This is a genomic window from Streptomyces spiralis, from assembly GCF_014654675.1.
Classification (GTDB): Bacteria; Actinomycetota; Actinomycetes; order Streptomycetales; family Streptomycetaceae; genus Streptomyces; species Streptomyces spiralis.
In genome coordinates this window covers 40,954-64,659 of record NZ_BNBC01000025.1, presented here as the reverse complement: position 1 = coordinate 64,659, position 23,706 = coordinate 40,954, and the positions used below count along the sequence as shown (strand labels likewise).

At 72.9% G+C, this 23,706-nt stretch carries 15 protein-coding genes; 7 read left to right on the top strand and 8 right to left on the bottom strand.

All coding sequences use genetic code 11. From position 1 onward, the window contains the following. Positions 1–15: 15 nt before the first annotated feature. From IE318_RS24610 to IE318_RS24595, 4 genes are all read right to left on the bottom strand, one after another. Positions 16–1,446 carry a lysine N(6)-hydroxylase/L-ornithine N(5)-oxygenase family protein gene (locus tag IE318_RS24610; protein ID WP_189903725.1) on the bottom strand — a complete coding sequence of 477 codons (1,431 nt, stop codon included), beginning with the start codon at positions 1,444–1,446 and terminating at the stop codon, positions 16–18. Then, positions 1,443–2,849: a pyridoxal phosphate-dependent decarboxylase family protein gene (locus IE318_RS24605; protein WP_189903723.1), complete on the bottom strand. Its 1,407-nt coding sequence runs from the start codon at positions 2,847–2,849 to the stop codon at positions 1,443–1,445. Before IE318_RS24605 ends, IE318_RS24610 begins: the two co-directional genes overlap by 4 nt. Positions 2,850–3,090: 241 nt before the next feature. Next, positions 3,091–5,601: an aminopeptidase N gene (gene pepN / locus IE318_RS24600; protein WP_189903721.1), complete on the bottom strand. Its 2,511-nt coding sequence runs from the start codon at positions 5,599–5,601 to the stop codon at positions 3,091–3,093. An 835-nt stretch (positions 5,602–6,436) separates the two neighbouring features. Continuing rightward, positions 6,437–6,787, bottom strand: a complete 351-nt coding sequence (locus IE318_RS24595; protein ID WP_030167585.1) for a chorismate mutase — start codon at positions 6,785–6,787, stop codon at positions 6,437–6,439. A 98-nt stretch (positions 6,788–6,885) separates the two neighbouring features. Here IE318_RS24595 and IE318_RS24590 point away from each other — a divergent pair, with 98 nt between their 5' ends. Then, positions 6,886–7,785 (top strand): hypothetical protein, encoded by a 900-nt coding sequence (locus IE318_RS24590; RefSeq protein WP_189903719.1) that lies wholly within the window; start codon positions 6,886–6,888, stop codon positions 7,783–7,785. A gap of 4 nt (positions 7,786–7,789) precedes the next feature. Here the strand turns inward: IE318_RS24590 and IE318_RS24585 are convergent, their stop codons facing one another. The 4 genes from IE318_RS24585 to IE318_RS24570 all read right to left on the bottom strand — a co-directional run bounded on the left by IE318_RS24585 (position 7,790) and on the right by IE318_RS24570 (position 15,872). Further along, complete coding sequence (locus tag IE318_RS24585; protein ID WP_189903717.1) at positions 7,790–8,521, bottom strand: VWA domain-containing protein; 732 nt, start codon at positions 8,519–8,521, stop codon at positions 7,790–7,792. Between the two features lie 175 nt (positions 8,522–8,696). Then, positions 8,697–10,160 (bottom strand): glutamate synthase subunit beta, encoded by a 1,464-nt coding sequence (locus tag IE318_RS24580; RefSeq protein WP_189903715.1) that lies wholly within the window; start codon positions 10,158–10,160, stop codon positions 8,697–8,699. Further along, positions 10,153–14,664 carry a glutamate synthase large subunit gene (gltB, locus tag IE318_RS24575; RefSeq protein ID WP_189903817.1) on the bottom strand — a complete coding sequence of 1,504 codons (4,512 nt, stop codon included), beginning with the start codon at positions 14,662–14,664 and terminating at the stop codon, positions 10,153–10,155. The genes IE318_RS24580 and gltB overlap by 8 nt, the downstream gene beginning before the upstream one ends. A 476-nt stretch (positions 14,665–15,140) precedes the next feature. Continuing rightward, positions 15,141–15,872 carry a VIT1/CCC1 transporter family protein gene (locus IE318_RS24570; protein WP_189903713.1) on the bottom strand — a complete coding sequence of 244 codons (732 nt, stop codon included), beginning with the start codon at positions 15,870–15,872 and terminating at the stop codon, positions 15,141–15,143. 273 nt (positions 15,873–16,145) lie between these two features. Between IE318_RS24570 and IE318_RS24565 the strand changes: the two genes are divergently transcribed. The 6 genes from IE318_RS24565 (at position 16,146) to IE318_RS24540 (ending at position 23,609) form a co-directional block, all read left to right on the top strand. After that, positions 16,146–17,255 (top strand): ADP-ribosylglycohydrolase family protein, encoded by a 1,110-nt coding sequence (locus tag IE318_RS24565; RefSeq protein WP_189903711.1) that lies wholly within the window; start codon positions 16,146–16,148, stop codon positions 17,253–17,255. A 607-nt stretch (positions 17,256–17,862) separates the two neighbouring features. Beyond that, entirely contained in the window at positions 17,863–18,984 is a 1,122-nt protein-coding gene (locus IE318_RS24560; protein ID WP_189903815.1) for an ADP-ribosylglycohydrolase family protein, read from the top strand. 8 nt (positions 18,985–18,992) lie between these two features. Beyond that, positions 18,993–20,183 carry an ADP-ribosylglycohydrolase family protein gene (locus tag IE318_RS24555; protein ID WP_189903709.1) on the top strand — a complete coding sequence of 397 codons (1,191 nt, stop codon included), beginning with the start codon at positions 18,993–18,995 and terminating at the stop codon, positions 20,181–20,183. After that, on the top strand, positions 20,171–21,535 hold the full coding sequence (locus IE318_RS24550) for an ADP-ribosylglycohydrolase family protein (protein ID WP_189903707.1): 1,365 nt from the start codon (positions 20,171–20,173) through the stop codon (positions 21,533–21,535). Before IE318_RS24555 ends, IE318_RS24550 begins: the two co-directional genes overlap by 13 nt. After that, on the top strand, positions 21,532–22,746 hold the full coding sequence (locus IE318_RS24545) for a CaiB/BaiF CoA transferase family protein (protein ID WP_189903705.1): 1,215 nt from the start codon (positions 21,532–21,534) through the stop codon (positions 22,744–22,746). Before IE318_RS24550 ends, IE318_RS24545 begins: the two co-directional genes overlap by 4 nt. After that, complete coding sequence (locus tag IE318_RS24540; protein WP_189903703.1) at positions 22,743–23,609, top strand: HpcH/HpaI aldolase/citrate lyase family protein; 867 nt, start codon at positions 22,743–22,745, stop codon at positions 23,607–23,609. The genes IE318_RS24545 and IE318_RS24540 overlap by 4 nt, the downstream gene beginning before the upstream one ends. Positions 23,610–23,706: the final 97 nt, after the last annotated feature.

The window sequence follows — 23,706 nt, the reverse complement described above, 5'->3', positions numbered from 1 at the left end:
GTGAAGGTGGCGGCCTCAGATTCCGTCTGCCAGGGGTGTCAGTGTTCTGATCTGGCGCACGGGCGGGATCTGGGGCCGTTGCTGTGTGAGGCCGAAGGTGGTGAAGGCGGTGCGGGTGGGCAGCGGGTAGGGAACGGTGCCGGTGACCGCGTTGAGGATGGTGGCGCTGCGCCAGGCGGCGAGTCCGAGGTCGGGGGTGCCGACGCCGTGGGTGTGGAGTTCGGCGTTCTGGACGTAGGCGTGGCAGCCGGTGGCGGTGATGGAGGGGTCGAGGACGAGACGGTACTGGTCGTCGATGCGGGGGCGTTCGCTGCTGTCGCGGCGCAGGTAGGGGTCGAGGCCCGCGAGGAGGGGGGTGAGCGGGCGTGGGCGGTACCCGGTGGCGAGGACGACGGCGTCGGTGGTGAGGCGGGTGCGGGTGGCCTGCTGGGTGTGCTCGAGGTGGAGTTCGATCTTGGTGCCGGCGACGCGGCCGGCGGTGCGGACGTGGACGCCGGGGGTGAGGACGGTGTCGGGCCAGCCGTCGTGCAGGGTGCGGTGGTAGAGCTCGTCGTGGATGGCGGCGAGGGTGTCGGCGTCGACGGCCTTGTGCAGTTGCCACTGGGCGGGCACGAGCCGGTCGCGGACGGGTTCGGGCAGCGCGTGGAAGTAGCGGGTGTAGTCGGGGGTGAAGTGTTCGAGGCCGAGTTTGGAGTACTCCATGGGGGCGAAGGCCTCGGTGCGGCCGATCCAGCGGAGTCCTTCGTGACCGGTGGGACGGTGGCGGAGCAGGTCGAGGAAGATCTCGGCGCCTGACTGCCCGGTGCCGACGACGGTGATGTGCGCCGCGGTGAGCAGGGTGTCGCGGTGGTCGAGGTAGTCGGCGGCGTGGACGACGGGGACGCCGGGGGCGTCGGCGAGGGGTTTGAGCGGTTCGGGGACGTGGGGTTGGGTGCCGATGCCGAGGACGATGTTGCGGGTGTAGGTGCGGCCGAGTGCTTCGGCTTCGCCGTCGGTGTCGAGTTGGGTGTAGTCGATCTCGAAGAGACGGAGTTCGGGGTTCCAGCGGACGGCGTCGACCTGGTGGCCGAAGTGGAGGGTGGGGAGGTTTTCGCTGACCCAGCGGCAGTAGGCGTCGTATTCGGTGCGCCGGATGTGCAGGTGTTCGGCGAAGTAGAAGGGGAAGAGCCGTTCGCGGGTCTTCAGGTAGTTGAGGAAGGTCCACTGGCTGGTGGGGTCGACGAGGGTGGTGAGGTCGGCCAGGAAGGGGACCTGGATGCGGGCCTCGTCGATGAGCAGGCCGGAGTGCCAGTGGAAACGAGGGCGTTGTTCGAAGAAGGCGGCGTCGAGGTGGGTGAGGGGGTGGGCGAGGGCGGCGAGGGAGAGGTTGAAGGGGCCGATCCCGATGCCGACGAGGTCGTGGGGGGTTTGGGGGGTGGGGTGGTTCAGGTGGTTCGGGAGGTTCATGCGGGGGTGCTTCCTTCCACCAGTTTCAGGAGGGTGGCCAGGTCTTCGGACTGGGTGTGGGGGTTGAGGAGGGTGGCTTTGAGCCAGAGCCGGTCATCGAGACGGGCTCGGCCGAGGACCGCGCGGCCGTCGGTGAGGAGGGTGCGGCGTACGGCGGCGACGGTGTCGTCGGTGGCGCCGGCGGGCCGGAAGAGGACGGTGCTGATGGTGGGCCGGTCGTAGAGCTCGAGGCCGGGGTCGGCGTGGATGAGGTCGGCGAGTTCGCGGGCGCGGGCGCACACCTGGTCGACGAGGGCGCCGAGGCCGCTGCGGCCGAGGGTCTTGAGGGTGGCGGCGACTTTGAGGATGTCGGGGCGGCGGGTGGTGCGCAGGGAGCGGCCGACGAGGTCGGGGATGCCCGCCTCGGTGTCGTCGCCGGCGTTGAGGTAGTCGGCGCGGTGGTGCAGGGCGGTGAGGTCGCGGGGGTGGCGGACGGCGAGGAGTCCGGCGGGGACGGGCTGCCAGCCGAGTTTGTGCAGGTCGAGTGTGACCGTGTGGGCGGCTTCCAGGCCGGTGAGTTTGTCGCGGTGGCGGTCGCTGAACAGGAGCCCTCCGCCGTGGGCGGCGTCGACGTGGAGGCGGGCGCCGTGGGCGGCGCAGAGTCCGGCGATCTCGGGGAGGGGGTCGATGAGGCCGGCGTCGGTGGTGCCCGCGGTGGCGGCCACGACGAGGGGGGTGCGGGGGCTGCCGGGGCCGTGGGGGCCTGCGAGGTCGGTGAGGGCTTGGTGGAGGGCGGCGGGGTCGAGGGTGCCGGCGGGGGCGGGGACGACGACGGGTTCGGGCAGGCCGAGCAGCCAGGCGGCGCGGGGCAGGGAATGGTGGGCGTTGGCACCGCAGACGAGGCGGACGCCGCCGGGGTGGCTCTCGCGGGCGAGGAGCAGGGCGAGTTGGTTGGACTCGGTGCCGCCGGTGGTGACGACGGCGTCGGCGAGGCCGGTGGCGTGGGCGAGTTCGCGGGTGACGAGGGCTTCGAGCGCGGAGGCGGCGGGGGCCTGGTCCCAGGAGTCGAGCGAGGGGTTGAGGACGCTGGCGGCGAGGTCGGCCGCGGCGGCGACGGCGAGGGGCGGGCAGTGCAGGTGGGCGGCGCACAGGGGGTCGGCGGGGTCGGCCGCGCCTTCGGCGAGGGCGTGGACGAGGGTGCGCAGGGCGTCGGGGTCGCCGTGGTCGGGCAGGACGTCTCCGACGGCGGCGCGCAGCTTGGCGGTGACGGTGTCGGGGCCGCCGGCGGGCAGTGGTCCTCCGCGGGCGTGGCGGCCGCTGCGGAGGGCGTCGAGGACGGTGTCGAGCAGCGGACGCAGGGGGTCGGGGTCTTCGGCGCCGGAGGCGAGGGGGGCTCGGGGCGGCGGTGGGGGCGGCGTACTCATCGGCTGTCCTCCGGGGCGCGGGGCCTGGGGGTCCAGCTTGTACGCCTGGGGTCCGACGCGCCCGGAATGCAGTGCGAGGGGAACCCGAAAGTGGGTACTGCCGTGCGGGCAGAACGTGTTGGTGCGGGGGCCGGGTGAGGTGCGGACAGGGTGAGGTGTGCGGGCCGGGTCGTGGCTCGGCCCGCACACCTGGAGTTCCTGCGGTCGGGCCCCGCCCCTGAGGGCTGGGCCCCGCGGGTGTCTACGCGGTGCGGACGCGCAGTGCGCGTGCGAGGTCGTCGAGTTGGTCGACGAGGGTGCGGCGCAGGGCCGGGACGGGGTCGGCGTCGCGCAGACAGGCCTGGCCGAGGCGGAGGTGGTCGGTGTCGACGGCGTGGGCGGGGAAGCCCCAATGGCCAGCGGCGCGGGCGATGGCGGGGCCTCGGCGGGCGGCGACGGTGACGGCGTCCTCGTAGAAGCGGGGCACGTAGTCCTGGACGAGGTCGGCCTGTTCGGGCTGCCAGAAGCCCTGGGCGGTGGCGGTGAACAGGTAGTTGGACAGGTCGTCGGAGGCGAACATCGCCTGCCAGGCGGCGCGTTTGGCCTCGGGATCGGGCAGGGCGGCGCGGCAGCGGGCGGCGCCTTCCTGGCCGGTGGCGGAGGGGTCGCGGTGGAGTTCGGCGGCGATGGCGGTCTCGTCGGTGGCGCCGAGGACGGCGAGGCGGGCGAGGATGCGCCAGCGCAGTTCGGGGTCGAGTTCCGGGCCGCCGGGGACGATGCCCTCGGCGAGCCAGGCGGCGATGGTGTCCGGGTGGGCGGCCACGTCGATGAGGTGACGTACGGCGATGAGACGCAGGCCGGGGTTGTCGCCGTCCTCGGTGCGGCGGATGAGGTCGCGGCACAGGTCGGTGAGGGTGGCGAGGGCGGTGGGCCGCTGGTCGGGGGTGAGGTAGCGGTCGGCGATGTGGGTGCGGGCGAAGGCGAGGACGCCCTGGACGAGGGCGAGGTCGGTCTCCTCCGGCAGGTGGGCTGCGGCGGTGGCCAGGTAGTCGGCGGGGGCGAGCTCACCGTCGCGGACCATGTCGCGCAGCGTGTTCCACACGACCGCGCGGGTGAGTGCGTCAGGGACGCCCGACAGGCCGCGCAGGGCAGTTTCCAGGGAGGTGTCGTCGAGGCGGACCTTGGCGTAGGTCAGGTCGAGGTCGTTGGGGACGACCAGTGCGGGGCGGATGCCGGGGCGGGGCTCGGGGGCGGCTTCCTGCGGCACGTCGGTCTCGTAGCGTTCCCGCAGGGTCAGGGTGCGGCCGTCGGACAGGTCGCGGTCGTAGACGCCGATGGTGACGCGGTGGGGGCGGCTGCCGTCGCGGCCGAGGGTGAGGGACCACTGGCCGGGGCGGGCGTCGGTGGACGCGGTGAGGGTGTCGACGCCGGTGGTGCGCAGCCATGCGTCGGCCCAGGCGTGGACGTCGCGGTCGGTGGCGGAGGCGAGGGAGTCGACGAAGTCGGCGAGGGAGGCGTTGGCGAACTTGTGCCTCTCGAAGTGGGTGTTGATGCCGGCCAGGAAGTCCTTCTCGCCGAGCCAGGCGACCAGTTGACGCAGGGCGGAGGCGCCCTTGGCGTAGGAGATGCCGTCGAAGTTGAGCAGGGCGGAGGCGGTGTCGTCGACGGCTTCGGGGGCCACGGGGTGGGTGGAGGGACGCTGGTCGGCGTCGTAGCCCCAGGACTTGCGGGAGACGCCGAACTCGGTCCAGGTGTTGGTGAAGCGGGTCGCCTCGGCGGCCGTCTGGTAGCCCATGTACTCGGCGAAGGACTCGTTCAGCCAGATGTCGTCCCACCACTTGAGGGTGACGAGGTCGCCGAACCACATGTGGGCCATCTCGTGGGCGATGACCATGGCGCGGGTCTGGCGCTCGGTCTCGGTGACGGCGGAGCGGTAGACGAACTCGTCGCGGAAGGTGACGAGGCCGGGGTTCTCCATGGCGCCGGCGTTGAACTCGGGGACGAACGCCTGGTCGTAGGAGTCGAACGGGTAGGGCTGCTCGAACTTCTCGTGGTAGCGGTCGAAGCAGGCGCGGGTGACGTCGAGGATCTCGTCGGCGTCGGCGTCGAGGTGGGGGGCGAGGGAGCGGCGGCAGTGGATGGCGAAGGGCAGGCCGCGGTGTTCGGTGCGCACCGAGTGCCAGGGCCCGGCGGCGACGGCGACGAGGTAGGTGGAGATGAGCGGGGTGGTGGCGGACTTCCAGACGCCGTCCCCGGTGTGCTCGGTGATGCCGTTGGCGAGGACGGTCCAGCCGTCGGGTGCGGTGACGGTGAGGTCGAAGACGGCCTTGAGGTCGGGCTGGTCGAAGGCCGCGAAGACGCGTTGGACGTCGTCGAGGAACAGCTGGGTGTAGACGTAGGTCTCGCCGTCGGAGGGGTCGGTGAAGCGGTGCATGCCCTCGCCGGTGCGGGAGTAGCGCATGGCGGCGTCGACGCGCAGTTCGTGTTCGCCGGCGGCGAGGTTCTTCAGGGGCAGGCGGTTGCCGCTGAGGCTGTGCGGGTCGAGGGGCTGTCCGTCGAGGGTGGCGGAGCGCAGTTCGGCCGGCTTGAGCTCGACGAAGGTGTCCGTGGTGTCCTGGCCGGTGCCGGTGCGTACGGTGAACCGTATGACGGTCCGGGAGTCGAAGGTGTCGTCCCCACGGGTCAGGTCGAGGTCGACGCTGTAGTGGTGGACGTCGAGGAGCTGGGCACGGGTCTGCGCTTCGTCGCGCGTCAGTACGGACATGGACGCCATGGTGCCTGATACCACGGTCAGGGCACGAGGGGGTTCCGGGCACCACCACCGGGGCACTCCCCCGCACGAAACCCGACACGACCCACGCCCCACACCCGCGCGGCCCGTCTCTGCGCAGGGGCCCCGGCAGGGCACACGGCACGACCCATGCGCGCCGAGTCCAGCAGCGCACACGTCCGTCCCTGCGCACGGGGGCTCGGCAGGGCACGCGGCCCGTCCCCGCGCACGGGGCCTGGCACAGTACGCGCCCCCTCCCTGCCCACGGGGCCTCGCAGACACACGGCCCCTCCCTGCGTACGGGGCCTCGCAGGCACGCGACCCGTCCCTGCACGGGCCGGGGGCGGCGTCCGTGCGGGATGCCCGGTCCTACGCGCGATCCGGCCCTCCGCGCGCCGATGCCGACTTCCCGCGCACACGGGCCCCGCGACCGCGAGGGCGGCCCCACGCGCGGGGGCTCCGGGGCCGTGCCGGAGGCCGGTCCCGGACGAGCGCCGATCCCGCGCGAGAGCCAGTCGTCGCCGCGCAGTCGCCGACTCCCCCACGCACAGGGACCTCCATCACCGCACGGACGACCTACCCCACACGAGCACCCTCCCGCCGGGGATCGAACATCCCCCCGCGCGGCGCCGGCTCCCCGACCCACAGGGACCTCCACCACCGCACGGACGACCCCACACGAGCAGCGCGCCCGCCCCGGAGCCGAACATCCTCGGCGCCGGCGCCGGCTCCCCCACCCACAGGAACCGCCACATCCGCAGGGGCGGTCCCGCACGGGATTTGCTCCCGCGCGCCTGGAGACTCGGCGGGGCGGGCGGTGTCGTGGGGTGGGGTGGGGTCAGATCGTCGGGGTGGGGTCGCCGTTGGCGGACTTCTCGGCGATGCGTTCGTGGTGGCGGATGACCTCGGCGATGATGAAGTTGAGGAACTTCTCGGCGAACGCCGGGTCGAGTTTGGCGTCCTCGGCGAGTGCGCGCAGGCGGGCGATCTGGCGGCCCTCGCGGTCCGGGTCGGCGGGCGGGAGCTGGTGGGCGGCCTTGAGGTGGCCGACCTGCTGGGTCGCCTTGAACCGCTCGGCGAGCATGTGGACGACGGCGGCGTCGATGTTGTCGATGCTGTCGCGCAGGCGTGCGAGTTCGCTGAGGACGGCGGGGTCGACGTCGCCGGTACCGGTGCTGCTGATGGTCATGGGGGTCCACCTTACGGGGCCGGACCGCCCGGTTCCGTCCGCGCGGTGTCCGCTGTGCATAGAGTGGAAGGGTTCATGGCGTCTTTGGGGGTGCGGACGTGGCGGACGACGGACCGGTCAAGCACGGTTTCCCGCATCTGGAGACGGTGCGCGCCGCGATCACGGCGCTGTACAAGCGGCTCTCGTACGACACCGTCCAGACGTTCGCGACCAGTGTGGCCCCGGCCGACGTGGCGTTCTGCGACACCGACGATCTGCATCTGGGTGCCCAGCGGGTGGCACGCGAGATGGTGCGCCACTACCGGCTGCCGGACGCGCGGCTGATCGTCAGCTTCAGGGAGATGCAGCACGCGGCGAACGTGGAGCTGACGTCGGGCCCCGAGTACTTCGTCGAGCTGAACGACCGTTTCCGCACCCATCGGCAGGACATCGGCGCGGCCCTGGCGCACGAGGTGATGCACGTCTATCTGCACCGCCTGGATCTGTCGTTCCCCGGTCTGCGGGACAACGAGATCCTCACGGACACGGCGGCGACGTACCTGGGTGCGGGCTGGCTGCTGCTGGACGCCTTCCGGGAGCACGGCACGTCCTCCCAGAAGCTCGGCTATCTCACGCCGGAGGAGTTCGGGTACGTCCTGGCCAAGCGGGCGTTGTTCTTCGGTGAGGACCCTTCGACGTGGTTCACCAGCCCGCAGGGCTACGAGGCGTATGAGAAGGGGCTGGCCCGGGCCCGCCGTGACGGGCAGCAGCCGCCGCTGACGGCCGCCGGCTGGGCAGGCCGGCGCCGCTACGCCCGGGACCGGCGGCACGCCCAGGAGCTCGGCCGGGGGCCGCTGGCCGCGCCGGAAGCGTCGTACTCCTTCACGTCGTCGGGGCCGGAGCCGCTGCGGGTGTCGTTCCCCTGCCCGACCTGCCATCAGCGGATCAGGGTGCCGGTGCGAGGCCGGATGCGTGCGCGGTGTGCGCTGTGCCGGACGGTGCTGGAGTGCGACACGTAGGAGGTCACGGCTCCGCCTGTGCGACGATGCCCTGCGCGCGGGCCGCCGCCAGCCACAGCGGGAACTCGGCGAGGAGGCGGTCGTACAGCGCGGCGTCGGACAGGCGCCGCGGATCGCGGCCGGCGGGGAAGAAGCCCGCGTTGTCGACGACACGTCTGCCCGGCACCGCCAGTTCGTCGAGTCTGCGCAGGAAGTCGAACTGGTGGCTGCGGGCGCTGCCGAAGCCCACGAACTGCCAGAAGAGGGGAAGCTTCGCGGCCTTGCACAGGTGGCGTTCGGCGGCGGTCCTGCTGGAGGGGGCGCCGTCGGTCTGGAAGACGACCAGGGCCGGGTCCGTGGCGCCGCAGTCGAGGTAGTGGTCGATCACGGCGTCCATGGCGGCCTCGTAGTTGGTGCGGCCCATGTGGCCGAGGCCGGCCGCCATGCGCCGGATGCTGTCCTGGTGGTCGTCGAGGGCGATCTCACCGACGGCGTCGACGTCCGTGGAGAAGAACACCACCGGGACGCGCCCGTCGTCGTCGAGATGCGCGGAGAGCGACAGCACCCGGTCGGCGAGCGCCTGCACGCTGCCGTCGCGGTAGTACGGCCTCATGGAGCCGGAGTGGTCGAGCACGAGGTACACGGCGGCCTGCTGCTCCTCGAGGCCGTGCTCGACGAGCGAGGCCCCCGCGCTCTTGTAGAGGCTGACCAGCGCGGGCGCGGTCTCCTCCACCTTGCTCAGGCTGATCGCGGCCATGTCCCGCTCCTCCCCTGTCGGTCGGGGACGGGGACGCCGGTGAGGGCTCGTACGGTTTCCGGGACGTGCGACGACATGCGACGGCGCCTGCCCTCGTGTCCGGTCGGGGACGGGCGGGCAGGCGCCGACTGTGTTCCGTACGCCGTTGTACGGGACGTTCTTTCGTGACCGCGTGTCAGACCATCAGCGCGCGGTCCGTCGGGCGGATCGGGGCCGGCAGGTCGCTGGCGCCGGTCAGGTGGCGGTCGACGCCGCGGGCGGCCGAGCGGCCCTCGGCGATCGCCCACACGATGAGCGACTGGCCGCGGCCGGCGTCACCGGCGACGAAGACACCCGGCACGTTGGTCTGGAAGTCGGCGTCGCGGGCGATGTTACCGCGTTCGTCGAGTTCCAGGCCGAACTGCTCGACCAGGCCGTTGACCCGGTCGGTGCCGGTGAAGCCCATGGCGAGGGTGACCAGCTGGGCGGGGATCTTGCGTTCGGTGCCCGGCTTCTGGGTCAGCTTGCCGTCGACGAACTCGACCTCGGCCAGGTGCAGCCACTGCACATTGCCGTCCTCGTCGCCCTCGAAGTGGGTGGTGGAGGCGGCGTAGATCCGCTCGCCGCCCTCCTCGTGGGCCGAGGTGACCTTGTACAGGATCGGGAAGGTCGGCCAGGGCTGGTTGGTGGGGTGCCGCTCGTCGTTCGGGCGGGGCATGATCTCCAGCTGGGTGACGGAGGCCGCGCCCTGGCGGTGGGCGGTGCCCACGCAGTCCGCGCCGGTGTCACCGCCGCCGATGACGACGACGTGCTTGCCCTCGGCCGAGATGGGCGCGGTGACGTAGTCACCCTCCTGGACCTTGTTGGCCAGGGGCAGGTACTCCATCGCCTGGTAGATGCCCTTGAGCTCGCGGCCCGGCACCGGCAGGTCGCGGGCGGTCGTGGCGCCGGCGGCGATGACGACCGCGTCGTAGCGCTTCTTCAGGTCGGCCGCCTTGATGTCGCGGCCGATCTCGACGCCGGTGCGGAAGCGGGTGCCCTCCGCGCGCATCTGCTCGATACGGCGGTTGATGTGCCGCTTCTCCATCTTGAACTCGGGGATGCCGTAGCGGAGCAGGCCTCCGATGCGGTCGGCGCGCTCGTAGACGGCGACGGTGTGGCCGGCCCGGGTGAGCTGCTGGGCGGCGGCCAGGCCCGCCGGGCCCGAGCCGATGACGGCGACGGTCTTGCCGGACAGGCGCTCGGGAACCTGCGGGGCGACGCCCCCGGCCTCCCACGCCTTGTCGATGATGGAGACCTCGACGTTCTTGATGGTGACCGGTGGCTGGTTGATGCCGAGCACACACGCCGACTCGCACGGAGCCGGGCACAGGCGGCCGGTGAACTCCGGGAAGTTGTTCGTGGCGTGCAGCCGCTCGGAGGCGGCGGTCCAGTCCTCGCGGTAGGCGTAGTCGTTCCACTCGGGGATCAGGTTCCCGAGCGGACAGCCGTTGTGGCAGAACGGGATGCCGCAGTCCATGCAGCGGCTGGCCTGCTTGGAGATGATCGGCAGCAGGGAGCCGGGGACGTAGACCTCGTTCCAGTCCTTGACGCGCTCACCGACGGGACGGGTCTTGGCGACCTCGCGGCCGTGGTTCAGGAAGCCCTTCGGGTCAGCCATTGATCGCCGCCTCCATCATCTTCTCGGTGATCTCGGTCTCGGACAGACCGGCTCGCTCGGCGGCGTCCTTGGCGGCGAGCACTGCCTTGTACGTGCTGGGAATGATCTTGCTGAAGCGCTCGACGGCCGTGTCCCACTCGGCGAGCAGCTTCTCGGCGACGGTGGAGCCCGTCTCCTCCTGGTGGCGGCGCACCACCTCGTGCAGCCACTGCTTGTCCGTCTCGTCGAGCGCCTCGATCGCGTCGAGGTTGCCGACGTTGACGTTGTCGCGGTCGAGGTCGATGACGTAGGCGATGCCACCGGACATGCCCGCCGCGAAGTTGCGGCCGGTCTCGCCGAGGACGACCGCGTGACCGCCGGTCATGTACTCGCAGCCGTGGTCGCCCACGCCCTCGGAGACGACCAGTGCGCCGGAGTTGCGCACGCAGAAGCGCTCACCGGTCTTGCCGCGCAGGAACATCTCGCCGCCGGTGGCGCCGTAGGCGAGGGTGTTGCCCGCGATGACGCTGTACTCGGCGAGGTGGTCGGCCGCGCGGTCCGGGCGGACCACGATCCGGCCGCCGGAGAGGCCCTTTCCGACGTAGTCGTTGGCGTCGCCCTCCAGGCGCAGCGTGATGCCGCGCGGGACGAAGGCGCCGAAGGACTGGCCGGCGGAGCCGGTGAAGGTGATGTCGATGGTGTCGTCGGGCAGGCCCGCGCCACCGAACTTCTTGGTCACCTCGTGGCCGAGCATGGTGCCGACCGTGCGGTTGATGTTGCGGATGGCGACCTGGGCGCGCACCGGCTGGGCCTCGGTGGCGCCGGGCGCGGCCAGGGCGTCGGCGGCGAGCTTGATCAGCTCGTTGTCGAGCGCCTTCTCCAGGCCGTGGTCCTGGGCGACCACCTGGTGGCGCACGGCGCCCTCGGGCAGCTCGGGCACGTGGAAGAGCGGGTCCAGGTCCAGGCCCTGCGCCTTCCAGTGGTTCACGGCGCGGGTGACGTCGAGGATCTCGGCGTGGCCGACGGCCTCCTCGATGGAGCGGAAGCCCAGCTCGGCCAGGAGTTCGCGGACCTCCTCGGCGATGAACTGGAAGAAGTTCACCACGTACTCGGCCTTGCCGGAGAACCGCTCGCGCAGCACCGGGTTCTGGGTCGCGATGCCGACCGGGCAGGTGTCCAGGTGGCACACGCGCATCATCACGCAGCCGGAGACGACGAGGGGTGCGGTGGCGAAGCCGAACTCCTCGGCGCCCAGCAGCGCGGCGATGACGACGTCGCGGCCGGTCTTCAGCTGGCCGTCGGTCTGCACGACGATGCGGTCGCGCAGGCCGTTGAGCAGCAGGGTCTGCTGGGTCTCGGCCAGGCCGAGCTCCCAGGGGCCGCCGGCGTGCTTGAGCGAGGTCAGCGGGGAGGCGCCCGTGCCGCCGTCGTGGCCGGAGATCAGGACGACGTCCGCGTGGGCCTTGGAGACACCGGCCGCGACCGTGCCGACGCCGACCTCGGAGACCAGCTTCACGTGGATGCGGGCCTGCGGGTTGGCGTTCTTCAGGTCGTGGATGAGCTGGGCCAGGTCCTCGATGGAGTAGATGTCGTGGTGCGGCGGCGGGGAGATGAGGCCCACGCCCGGCGTCGAGTGCCGGGTCTTCGCCACCCACGGGTACACCTTGTGGCCGGGCAGCTGGCCGCCCTCGCCGGGCTTGGCGCCCTGGGCCATCTTGATCTGGATGTCGTCGGAGTTGACCAGGTACTCGGAGGTCACGCCGAAGCGGCCGGAGGCCACCTGCTTGATCGCGCTGCGCCGGGCCGGGTCGTACAGGCGCTCGGGGTCCTCGCCGCCCTCACCGGTGTTGGACTTGCCGCCCAGCTGGTTCATGGCGATGGCGAGGGTCTCGTGCGCCTCCCTGGAGATGGAGCCGTACGACATGGCGCCCGTGGAGAACCGCTTGACGATCGAGGAGACCGGCTCGACCTCCTCGACCGGGATCGGCTGCCGGTCGGACTTGAAGCCGAACAGGCCGCGCAGCGTCATCAGGCGCTCGGACTGCTCATTCACGCGCGAGGTGTACTTCTTGAAGATGTCGAAGCGGCCGGTGCGCGTGGAGTGCTGGAGGCGGAAGACCGTCTCCGGGTCGAACAGGTGCGGCTCGCCCTCGCGGCGCCACTGGTACTCGCCGCCGATCTCCAGCGCGCGGTGCGCCGGGGCGATGCCGGAGGCGGGGTAGGCCTTGGCGTGACGGGCGGCGACCTCCTTGGCGATGACGTCGATGCCGACGCCGCCGATCTTGGTGGTGGTGCCGTTGAAGTACTTCTCCACGAAGGTCTCGTCCAGGCCGACGGCCTCGAAGACCTGGGCGCCGCGGTAGGAGGCGACGGTGGAGATGCCCATCTTGGACATGACCTTCAGCACGCCCTTGCCGAGGGCGTAGATCAGGTTGCGGATGGCCTTCTCGGGCTCGATGCCCGGGAGGAAGGTGCCCGCGCGGACCAGGTCCTCGACGGACTCCATCGCCAGGTAGGGGTTGACCGCGGCGGCGCCGTAGCCGATGAGCAGGGCGACGTGGTGGACCTCGCGGACGTCGCCGGCCTCGACCAGCAGGCCCACGTGGGTGCGCTGCTTGGTGCGGATGAGGTGGTGGTGGACGGCCGCAGTGAGCAGCAGCGACGGGATCGGCGCGTGCTCGGCGTCGGAGTGGCGGTCGGACAGGACGATCAGCCGGGCGCCGTTGTCGATGGCGGCGTCCGCCTCGGCGCAGATCTCGTCGATGCGGGCGGCGAGGGCGTCACCGCCGCCGGAGACCCGGTACAGGCCGGACAGGGTCGCGGCCTTGAAGCCGGGCATGTCGCCGTCGGCGTTGATGTGGATGAGCTTGGCCAGCTCGTCGTTGTCGATCACCGGGAAGGGCAGGACGACGCTGCGGCAGGAGGCCGCGGTCGGCTCCAGCAGGTTGCCCGAGGGGCCCAGCGAGCTGCGCAGGGAGGTGACCAGTTCCTCGCGGATGGCGTCCAGCGGCGGGTTGGTGACCTGGGCGAACAGCTGGGTGAAGTAGTCGAAGAGCAGCCGCGGGCGCTCGGAGAGCGCGGCGATCGGCGAGTCGGTGCCCATGGAGCCGATCGGCTCGGCGCCGGCCTTGGCCATCGGCGCGAGGATGACGCGCAGCTCCTCCTCGGTGTAGCCGAAGGTCTGCTGGCGGCGGGTGACCGAGGCGTGGGTGTGGACGATGTGCTCGCGCTCGGGCAGGTCGCCCAGCTCGATCTCGCCGGCCTCCAGCCACTCGGCGTACGGCTGCTCGGCGGCGAGGGTCGCCTTGATCTCGTCGTCCTCGATGATGCGGTGCTCGGCGGTGTCCACGAGGAACATGCGGCCGGGCTGCAGGCGGCCCTTGCGGACGACCTTGGCCGGGTCGATGTCGAGGACGCCGACCTCGGAGCCGAGGACGACGAGGCCGTCGTCGGTGACCCAGTAGCGGCCGGGGCGCAGGCCGTTGCGGTCGAGGACGGCGCCGACCTGGGTGCCGTCGGTGAAACAGACGCAGGCGGGACCGTCCCAGGGCTCCATCATCGTGGAGTGGTAGCCGTAGAAGGCGCGGCGGGCCGGGTCCATGGAGTCGTGGTTCTCCCACGCCTCCGGGATCATCATCAGCACGGAGTGCGGCAGGGAGCGGCCGCCGAGGTGGAGCAGCTCCAGGACCTCGTCGAAGGAGGCGGAGTCGGAGGCGTCCGGGGTGCAGATCGGGAAGATCCGCTCCAGGTTGTCCTTGCCCCCGAAGAGGTCGGAGGCGAGCTGGGACTCGCGGGCGACCATCCAGTTGCGGTTGCCCTTGACGGTGTTGATCTCGCCGTTGTGCGCGACGAAGCGGTAGGGGTGGGCGAGCGGCCAGCTCGGGAAGGTGTTGGTGGAGAACCGGGAGTGGACGAGCGCGATCGCGGACGCGAAGCGGCGGTCGGACAGGTCCGGGAAGAACGGCTCCAGCTGGCCGGTGGTGAGCATGCCCTTGTAGACGAGGGTGCGCGCGGACAGCGACGGGAAGTAGACGCCGGCCTCGCGCTCGGCGCGCTTGCGCAGCACGAACGCCTTGCGGTCCAGGGCGATGCCCTCGCTGACGCCGTCGGCGACGAACAGCTGGCGGAAGACGGGCATCGTGGAGCGGGCGGTGGCGCCGAGCAGCTCGGGGGCGACGGGGACCTCGCGCCAGCCGAGGACGGTCAGGCCCTCGTCGGCCGCGATCGTCTCGATCTGTGAGACGGCGTCCGCGGCGCCGTCCTCGGGGAGGAAGGCGATACCGACGGCGTAGGAGCCGGCGGCGGGCAGCTCGAATCCGGCCACCTCACGCAGGAACGCGTCGGGCACCTGGGAGAGCAGGCCGGCACCGTCGCCGGAGTCGGGCTCGGAACCGGTGGCGCCGCGGTGCTCCAGGTTGCGCAGAACCGTGAGTGCCTGCTCGACCAGCGTGTGGCTCGCCTCGCCGGTGAGGGTGGCCACGAAGCCGACGCCGCAGGCGTCGTGCTCGTTGCGGGGGTCGTACATACCCTGCGCAGCAGGGCGAGCATCCATGAACGACCAGTTTCGGCCGTTCGCGGAGTGCTGGGACGGCTGGCGCGGCGTACGCATCGGCTCTCCCGTCGTCGTCATCTGGCATGTGCTGGTGCCGAGGGACGACGTTGGCCCTCTGCGTAAGTGCAAAATTTCGTGCAGGTTACATGATGGAGCGGTTCTCGGGAATCGGATATTCCGTTCCAGCATGCGGACACCGCAGGGTCGGCGGCGGGGGGTTTCCGCGCCCGGCGGTGAAGTCTTGTGTGGGGGCCGGGGAAGGACGGGATCGGTCGGATGCCACGCCCGTCGGCCCGTGAAGGACGGGGAGGGCGGCGTCGTCGCCCGCCCCGCGGGTGCACGGTAGGCCTCATTGCCCACAGCGCTTACGGCTCATGCCCGGTGGTCATGCGGTCGAAACCAGCGGGTAACGATTACTTATGCGAGACGTTGCATAAGATCCATGCACATCATCCTACGGCCGTTCCGAACAGGGTACCCAGGGCGTACGTCACACCGGCGGCGGCACCACCCAGGACAAGCTGCCGCAAACCGCTGTACCACCAGGTCCGCGCGGTCACCTTGGCCACCACCGCGCCACAGGCGAACAGCCCGGCCAGGGCGAGCAGCACGGCCGGCCACAGGACAGTGGCCCCCAGCAGGTAGGGCAGTAGGGGAAGCAGCGCGCCCAGTGCGAAGGAGCCGAACGACGACACCGCGGCGACCAGCGGCGAGGGCAGGTCGCCCGGGTCGACACCCAGTTCCTCGCGGGCGTGGATCTCCAGGGCCTGCTCGGGGTCCTTCGACAGCTGCCGGGCCACCTCGCGGGCGAGCCGCGGCTCGACGCCCCGCGCCACGTACAGGGCGGCCAGCTCGTCCTCCTCGTCCTGCGGGTGCTTTCTCAGCTCGCGCCGCTCGACGTCCAGCTCGGCCTCGACCAGCTCGCGCTGGGAGGCGACGGAGGTGTACTCGCCGGCCGCCATGGAGAAGGCGCCGGCGGCCAGGCCCGCGAGCCCGGTGAGGACTATGGTCTGCTGGCTCACCGAACCGCCGGCCACACCGGTCATCAGGGCGAGGTTGGAGACCAGGCCGTCCATCGCGCCGAAGACCGCCGGGCGCAGCCAGCCGCCGTTCACGTCGCGGTGCGTGTGATTGTCGCGGTGCGCCTCGTGCAGTGTCGCTTCGGTGTCGAGGATGGCCATGGTCAGTCCCCCAGGCGGATTAGGCAAGGCTTGCTTTTGGACGAGTTCTACTTTTCGACAACACTGAATCTACGCCTGGAATTCCGCCGCCGCCAGCAAGGAAAGGCTGGGCTAACCTGCGGTTTCACCCCTTTGCGCTCATCCGAGAGGGGGTCCGCACAGATGTCGTACGGGTGATGGTGCGCTCGGCGAGGCTGCGTGGCGTCGCGGACCGGGGACAGTTCCGCAAAGGGTTCTGCGCCCGTCTCGGCGCCCTGGAGAGGAGAGCCCGCGATGGCATCGAGTGCCGGTGATCCTCCGGCCGCCCTGCGCGACCGGGCGCGCGGCGCGCTGCTCGGCCTCGCCGTCGGAGACGCCCTCGGGGCGCCCGCGGAGAACCTGAAGCCCTCCGAGATCCGCGCCCGCTGGGGCCGGATCACCGGCTACGTCACCGAGCACCCGGCCGGCACGGACGACACCGAGTACGCCCTCTTCTCCGGGCTGCTGCTCGCCCGGCACGGATCCGCGCTCACCCCGGCCCATGCGGAGGCGGCCTGGCACGAGCACATCGCCGACCGCGCCGACGGCCCCTTCCGCGGCGCCGGGTTCAGCGAGCGGGGCACCCTGGAGAACCTCCGCCGGGGCCTGGCCGCGCCCATCTCGGCCCAGCACCGGCACGCCTGGAGCGACGGCCTGGCCATGCGGGCGGCGCCGTTCGGGGTGTTCGCCGCGGGGCGGCCCGCCGAGGCGGCCCGGCTGGTCGCCATCGACGGCTCGGTCAGCCACGAGGGCGAGGGCATCCACGGCGGCCGGGCGGTGGCGGCCGGGGTCGCGGCGGCGATGGCGGGCGCGGCCCCGGTCGCGGTCGTGGCCGCCGCCCTCGCCGTCGTACCGGACGACTCCTGGACGGCCCGCTCGCTGCGCCGGGCCACGGCCGCCGCCCACCACGGCGAACGGGCGGTGCGCCGCGCGGTGGTCATCGGCGGCTACCCCTGGACCGACCTGGCCCCCGAGGCGGTGGCCCTCGCCTTCGGCGCGTACGCCGCCGCCGACGGCGACTTCCGCGACGCGGTCCTCACGGCCGTCAACATGGGCCGCGACGCCGACACCACGGCGGCGGTCGCGGGCGCCCTGGCCGGAGCGACCCAGGGTGCCACCGCCATCCCGGCCGACTGGGCGGCGGCCATCGGCCCGGCACGCGGCAGCTGCCTGCCGTCCATGGCCGGACGGCACGTGCTGGACCTGGCGGACCTCCTGGTGGAGACGGCCGGGAGCGGGGCGCGGGGAGCCGGGCCGACAGCTCGCCGGGACGCCCTGCGTCCGGACGCCTCCGTGCGCCGCGCCGCCCTCCTCTGCCCCGCCGCCCGCACCCTCACCGGCGACGAGAGCGAGATCGGAGCATGAGAGGCCGACCACGCATCGAAGGACTCCCGCCCGGTCCGACGACCGCACACACCGACGCGGACGGAAGCCCCACCCGGCGGCACACCGCACACCTCCCGGCCGGAAGCCACCCGACCGAGGCCGCGACCACGAAACACCGACGCCACACGGAAAGCCTTCCGCCCGCGCCGGCGGACGCAGACCCCGCCGCCAGACCGTCCGGCAGGCGCCGCCGGGCCGTCCGTGTGCCCGGGCGGACCCCACCGCGACACTCGCCCCCACACACCGCACACCTCCCCGCCGGAAGCCCCCGACCGAGGCGGCCGCCATGAGACACCGACGACACACCGAAAGACCCCCGCCCGCGCCGGCGGACGCAGACCTCGCCGCCACGCCCTCCGGCGGGCGGCGCCGGGCCGTCCGTGTGCCCGGGCGGGCCGAATGGTCACGCTGCCCCACCCACCGGCCGTGCGGCATCGCACGGCATGACGCGCCTCCTGTCCCCGGTGCGCGACACGACACACATCCCACTCCCACTCCTACTCCCACCGTCCGCGCGGTCCTCCCCTGCCCCGCCACTCAGGTCCCTCGTCCTCACCTACGACCAGATGGAGGTGGTTGCATGAGCATGAGAAGCCGGAGACGGATCGAAGGGCTGTTGCTGGGGCTGGCCGCCGGTGACGCCGCCGGGTGGCCGGCCGGGCGGCACCGGGCCGCGCGGATGCCCGAGTGGACCCGGCGGCTCACCCGTGAGCTGGACACCTTCGCCGAGCAGAACGCGACGACCACGCTGCCCGTCCCGATCGCCCTCAACCAGCCGCCCGAGCCGCTGTGCCTCGGCCCGTCCGACGACGCCGAATGGGCGGTGTTCGCGGCGGAGGCCGTGCTGCGGGCCGGGGACGACGACGCGCTGGGCGACCTCAGCCGGGAACGGCGGGTGCGGGCCGCGATCGACCTCACCTGGAACGCGGTGGCCAGCGAGGTCGCCGCGGCGGCCGAACGCGCGCCCGAGGTGGAGTCCGCGGTGCTGCCGCTGCGCGCCCGCATCTCGGTGCGGGCCGGTCTGGGCAACCTGGCCACCGGCCTGCGTCCGCCCGCCACCGGGCACGACAACCCGCACTACTTCGACGACGCGGCCTGTGTACGAGCGTGTGTGCTGGCCGTCGCCCACCCGGGCGACCCCGGCCGCGCCGCCGAACTCGCCGAGTTCGACGCCCGCTACACCCAGGACGGCGACGGTGTGCACGGCGCCCGGGCGATGGCGGCGGCGCTCGCGGCGGCCCTCGCCGGTGCCGGCGTCGAGCACTGCGTCACGGCCGCGCTGGCCGAACTCCCCGAGGGCACGGAGATCGGCCGCAACGCCCGGCACGCGCTGAAGCTGGCCGAGGACAGCGACGGCGCGTTCGCGCTGGTGCCGCTGCTGGAGCACCAGATCGTCGACCACGTCTACAGCTACGGCATCGCCGCCGCCGAGACGGTTCCGGTGGCCCTGGCCCTGGCCACCGCGGCCGGCGGCCGGATCGACCGGGCCCTGCCCGCCGCGGTGTGCCTGTCCCGTCTCGCCGACTCCGCCCCTGCCCTGGCAGGCGCGCTCACCGGTGCTCTCGGCGGGGCCGAGGCCATCCCGGAGTCCTGGCGGGACGCCTGCCGCACCCTGTCCGGCTGTGTGCTGCCCCGCCTCACCGGCACCGATCTGGTGGAACTCGCCGGGCTTCTGGAAGCCGCACAACCGGCCGCGCCAGGAGGATGATTCGGGGCATGACGCCCACAGCAGAAGAAACCCGGGGACCCGGCCGCCGCGAGGCGTGTCTGGAGGAGCGGATCACCGGGGCGCTCGTCGGCGCGGCCGTCGGCGACGCCCTCGGCGGACCCGTCGAGGGCTACTCTCCCGACCAGATCCTCCAGCGCCACGGCGGCCGGATCCACGGTGTCGTCGGCCCCTGGCACGGCGACGACTGGCGCACCGCCCGTCCCCTCGCGCCGTACCACAAGGGGGACGGCCACGTCACCGACGACACCCTGATGACGCACGCGCTGGTCCGCGTGTACGCCCGGGTCCGCGACCATCTCGACGCCCACGCGATCGCCGACCACCTGGTCCCCGACCTGATGACGAACGCCCGCTGGATCCCCGAGCTGGAGGCGGAGGCGCTGCCGCTGCACCGGGTGTTCCTGGCGGAGAAGTGGCTGGTGGCCCGGCTGCACTACGGCCATGCGGACCCGCGCGAGGCAGGTGTCGGCAACATCGTCAACTGCGGTGCCGCGATGTACATGGCCCCGGTCGGCCTGGTCAACGCGGCCGATCCGGCCGCCGCGTACGCCGAGGCCCTCGACGTCGCCGGCGCCCACCAGTCGTCGTACGGACGTGAGGCGGCCGGTGTCCTCGCCGCCGCAGTGGCGGCCGCCTGCACGCCGGGGGCGACGCCCGACTCGGTGGTGGCGGCGTGTCTGTCCCTGGCGAAGGACGGCACCCGGGCGGCGATCGAGAAGGTGTGCGAAGTGGCCCGCGCTCACACGGACTTCGAGTCGGCGCTGGGCCCGCTGCGGGCGGCGGTCGCGCCGTACGACACGGTCGGCCCGGACTACCGCAACCCCTCGCTCGGCGCCCGCCGGCCGTCCCGGCTGCACGCCATCGAGGAACTGCCCGTCGCGCTGGGCATGCTGACGGTGGCGCGCGGCGACTTCCGCCAGGCCGTCCTCGGTGCGGTGAACTACGGCCGCGACTGCGACTCCATCGCGACGATGGCCGGGGCGCTTGCGGGGGCGCTGGGCTCGCCGGTCCCGGAGGACTGGGCGAAGACGGTGTCGGAGGCCAGCCGGCTGGACCTGTGGGAGCCGGCGCGCACGCTGACCGGGGTGACCCGGGAGATCTTCGACAGGGACGTACGACGGCGGCGCGCCCACGAGCGGGCGTTCGCCCAGATGGGAGGTCCGGGATGCTCCGACTGACCTGGGTCCAGCCGGAGGACCTGCTGGGTCACGAGCTGCGCCAGGCGGTGCAGGACGGCCGGGAGCCGTCGGCGATCGCGGCACGGTGGCGGGCGGCGGGCGGCCCCGAGGCGCCGGCGCGGGCGGGTGCCTCCCCGGAGCCCGCCTCACGCTATCTGCGTCTGCTCGCGGAGGACCTCCTGGACGAACTGGCCGAGCTGCCGAGCCGGCTGGCGGACGCGGAACCGACGGACCTGGCCGCGATCAAGGCGCTGTGCCCGGACTGGCCGGCGCCGGCCGACCGTCCCGCGGCGACCGACCAGGCCCGCTTCGAGGCCGCCTGGCTCGGCCGGGCGGCGGGCTGTCTGCTCGGCAAACCCGTCGAGAAGCTCCCGCTGGACGGCATCCGCCAGCTCGCCCGGGTCACCGGCAACTGGCCCCTGAACACCTGGTTCACGGCCCGTGGCGTCCCCGAGGACCTGGCGGCGCGGTACCCGTGGAACCGCCGCTCCGCGTCCTGCTGCCTCGCCGAGAACATCGACGGCATGCCCGAGGACGACGACCTCGACTACCCGCTGATCAACCTGCTCCTGCTGCAACGCCACGGCAGGGCCTTCACCACCACCGACGTCGCCCGGCTCTGGCTGGAGGAGCTCTCCGCCGGCCGCACCTTCACCGCCGAACGCGTCGCCTACCGCAACCTCCTCCTCGGCATCGAACCTCCGCGCACCGCCCGCCACCGCAACCCCTTCCGCGAGTGGATCGGCGCCCTGATCCGCGCCGACGTGCACGGCTGGACCAACCCGGGCGACCCGGCGGCCGCCGCCGAGCAGGCGCACCGCGACGCCACCCTCACGCACACCGCGAACGGCGTCTACGCGGCGATGTTCACCGCCGCCGTCATCGCGGCCGCGGCGACCGGCGCGCACGACGTGCACGGCTGTCTGGCCACCGGCCTGACCGTGGTGCCGCCCGGCTCCCGGCTCGCCCGGGCGGTCCGGCAGGCCGTCCGGCTGGCCCGCTCCCACGAGGACTTCGACACGGTGGTGGACGCCCTGCACGCCACCCACTCGGCCACCTGCCACTGGGTGCACGCCGTGCCGAACACCGCGCTGATCGCCGCCGCCCTCACCCACGCCGACGGCGACTTCGAGGGCGCCATCTGCCGGGTGGTCTCCGGCGGCTGGGACACCGACTCGAACGGCGCCACGGCCGGGTCCGTCACCGGTCTGCTGGCCGGCTCCCCCGCCGCGCTGCCCGAGCGCTGGACGGCCCCGCTGAAGAACCGACTGGCCACGTCCGTCGGCGAGTTCCACGGCACCGGTTTCGACACCCTGGCCCACCTCACCCATCGGGAGGCGTCCCGCCCATGACGCCGCACACACCCGAGCCGGAGGCACCGGCGCCGCTCGCCGGTCTGCGCGTCCTGGACCTCGCCACCCTCTTCGCCGGGCCGATCGCCGCCACCATGCTCGGCGACTTCGGCGCCGAGGTCATCAAGGTCGAACACCCCGCCAAGCCCGACCCGGCCCGCGGCCACGGCCCGGCGAAGAACGGCGTCGGCCTGTGGTGGAAGCTGCTGGGCCGCAACAAGCGCACCATCACCCTGAACCTGTCCACGCCCGGCGGCCGCGCCACCCTGCTGCGGCTGGCCGCCGGCGCCGACGTGATCGTGGAGAACTTCCGCCCCGGCACCCTGGAGAAGTGGGAGCTGGGCTGGCCGGAGCTGTCGGCGGCCAACCCGCGCCTGGTCCTCGCCCGGGTCACCGCCTTCGGCCAGTTCGGCCCGTACGCGTCCCGGCCCGGCTTCGGCACCCTGGCCGAGGCGATGAGCGGGTTCGCCGCGATCACCGGCGAGCCGGACGCGCCGCCGACGCTCCCGCCGTTCGGGCTCGCCGACTCCATCGCGGGCCTGGCCACGGCGTACGCGGTGATGACCGCGCTGGCGGCGCGGGAGCGCACCGGCGCCGGCCAGATCGTCGACTTGGCGATCATCGAGCCGATCCTGACCGCCCTCGGCCCCCAGCCCCTCTGGTACGACCAGCTCGGCTACGTCCAGCCCCGCACCGGCAACCGCACCGAGAACAACGCCCCGCGCAACACCTACCGGACCTGCGACGGCACCTGGGTCGCCGTGTCCGCCTCCGCGCAGTCGGTCGCCGAACGGGTGATGCGCCTGGTGGGCCGCCCGGAGCTGACCGACGAACCGTGGTTCGCGACCGGCACCGGACGGGCCGCCCACGCCGACGTCCTGGACGAGGCGGTCGGCGACTGGATCGCCCGGCACACCCGCACGGAGGTGCTGGCCGCCTTCGAGAAGGCCCAGGCGGCGATCGCGCCGGTCCAGGACGTACGGGACGTGCTGGCGGACCCGCAGTACCAGGCCCTCGGCACCTTCGCCACGCTGTACGACCCGGAGCTGGGACGGCTGCGCATGCAGAACGTCCTCTTCCGGCTCTCCGCGACCCCGGGCGCGATCCGCTGGGCGGGCCGCCCGCACGGCGCGGACACGGACGAGGTGCTGACCGAGCTGGGCCTCACCCCGAAGGAGCTGGCCGCGCTGCGCGCGGAGGGCGCGCTGTGACGGCCACCGCCCACTTCCCGCTCACCTGGCTCTACGCCCCCGGTGACCGCCCCCACGTGGTCGGCAAGGCCCTGGCCTCGGGCGCCGACGTGGTGGTGATCGACCTGGAGGACGCGGTCGACCCGCACCGCAAGGCGTACGCCCGCGCCGCCACCGCCGAACTGCTCTCCGAGCCGCCGCCGGTCCCGGTCCATGTGCGCGTCAACGCGGTCGACGGGCCGCTCGCCGACGCCGACCTGGACGCGGTGGCGTCCCGGCCGGGGCTGGCCGGGCTGCGGCTGCCGAAGGTGACGTCGGCGCGGCAGGTGGTGCGGGTCGCGCGGCGGACGGAGCGGGCGGGGGCCGCGGGGCGCTCCGCGGCCTCCCGCGGCTCGGGGCCGCCGCTGTACGCCCTGCTGGAGAGCGCCCTGGCCATCGAGCACGCCTACGCCATCGCCCGCGCGCATCCGTCCCTGCGGGGTGTCTCGCTGGGTGAGGCGGATCTGCGGGCCGATCTCGGGGTACGGCAGGACGGGGGCCTCGACTGGTGCCGGGCCCGGATCGTCGTCGCCGCCCGCGCGGCCGGTCTCGCCCCGCCCGCCCAGTCCGTCCACCCCGACATCCGGGACCTGGAGGGGCTCGCGGCCTCCTGCGCCCACGGCCGCGCCCTGGGTTTCCTGGGCCGCGCGGCCATCCACCCCCGCCAGCTGCCGATCATCGAGCGCGCCTATCTGCCGACCGACCGGGAACTGGAGGAGGCCGAGACGATCGTCAAGGCGGCCACCGTGGACCAGGGTGCGCAGGCGCTCGCCGACGGGCGCTTCGTCGACGCGGCGGTGGTGGCGGCGGCGCGCCGGACGCTGGCGCTGGCCCGCCGATGCTGAGGGCGCCGCACGGCGACGTCCGTGACGTCCGCATGACCTGAAGGGCGCCCCCGGATCCCGGGAGCGCCCTCGTGCGCGTACGGCCGTGCGGCCGGCG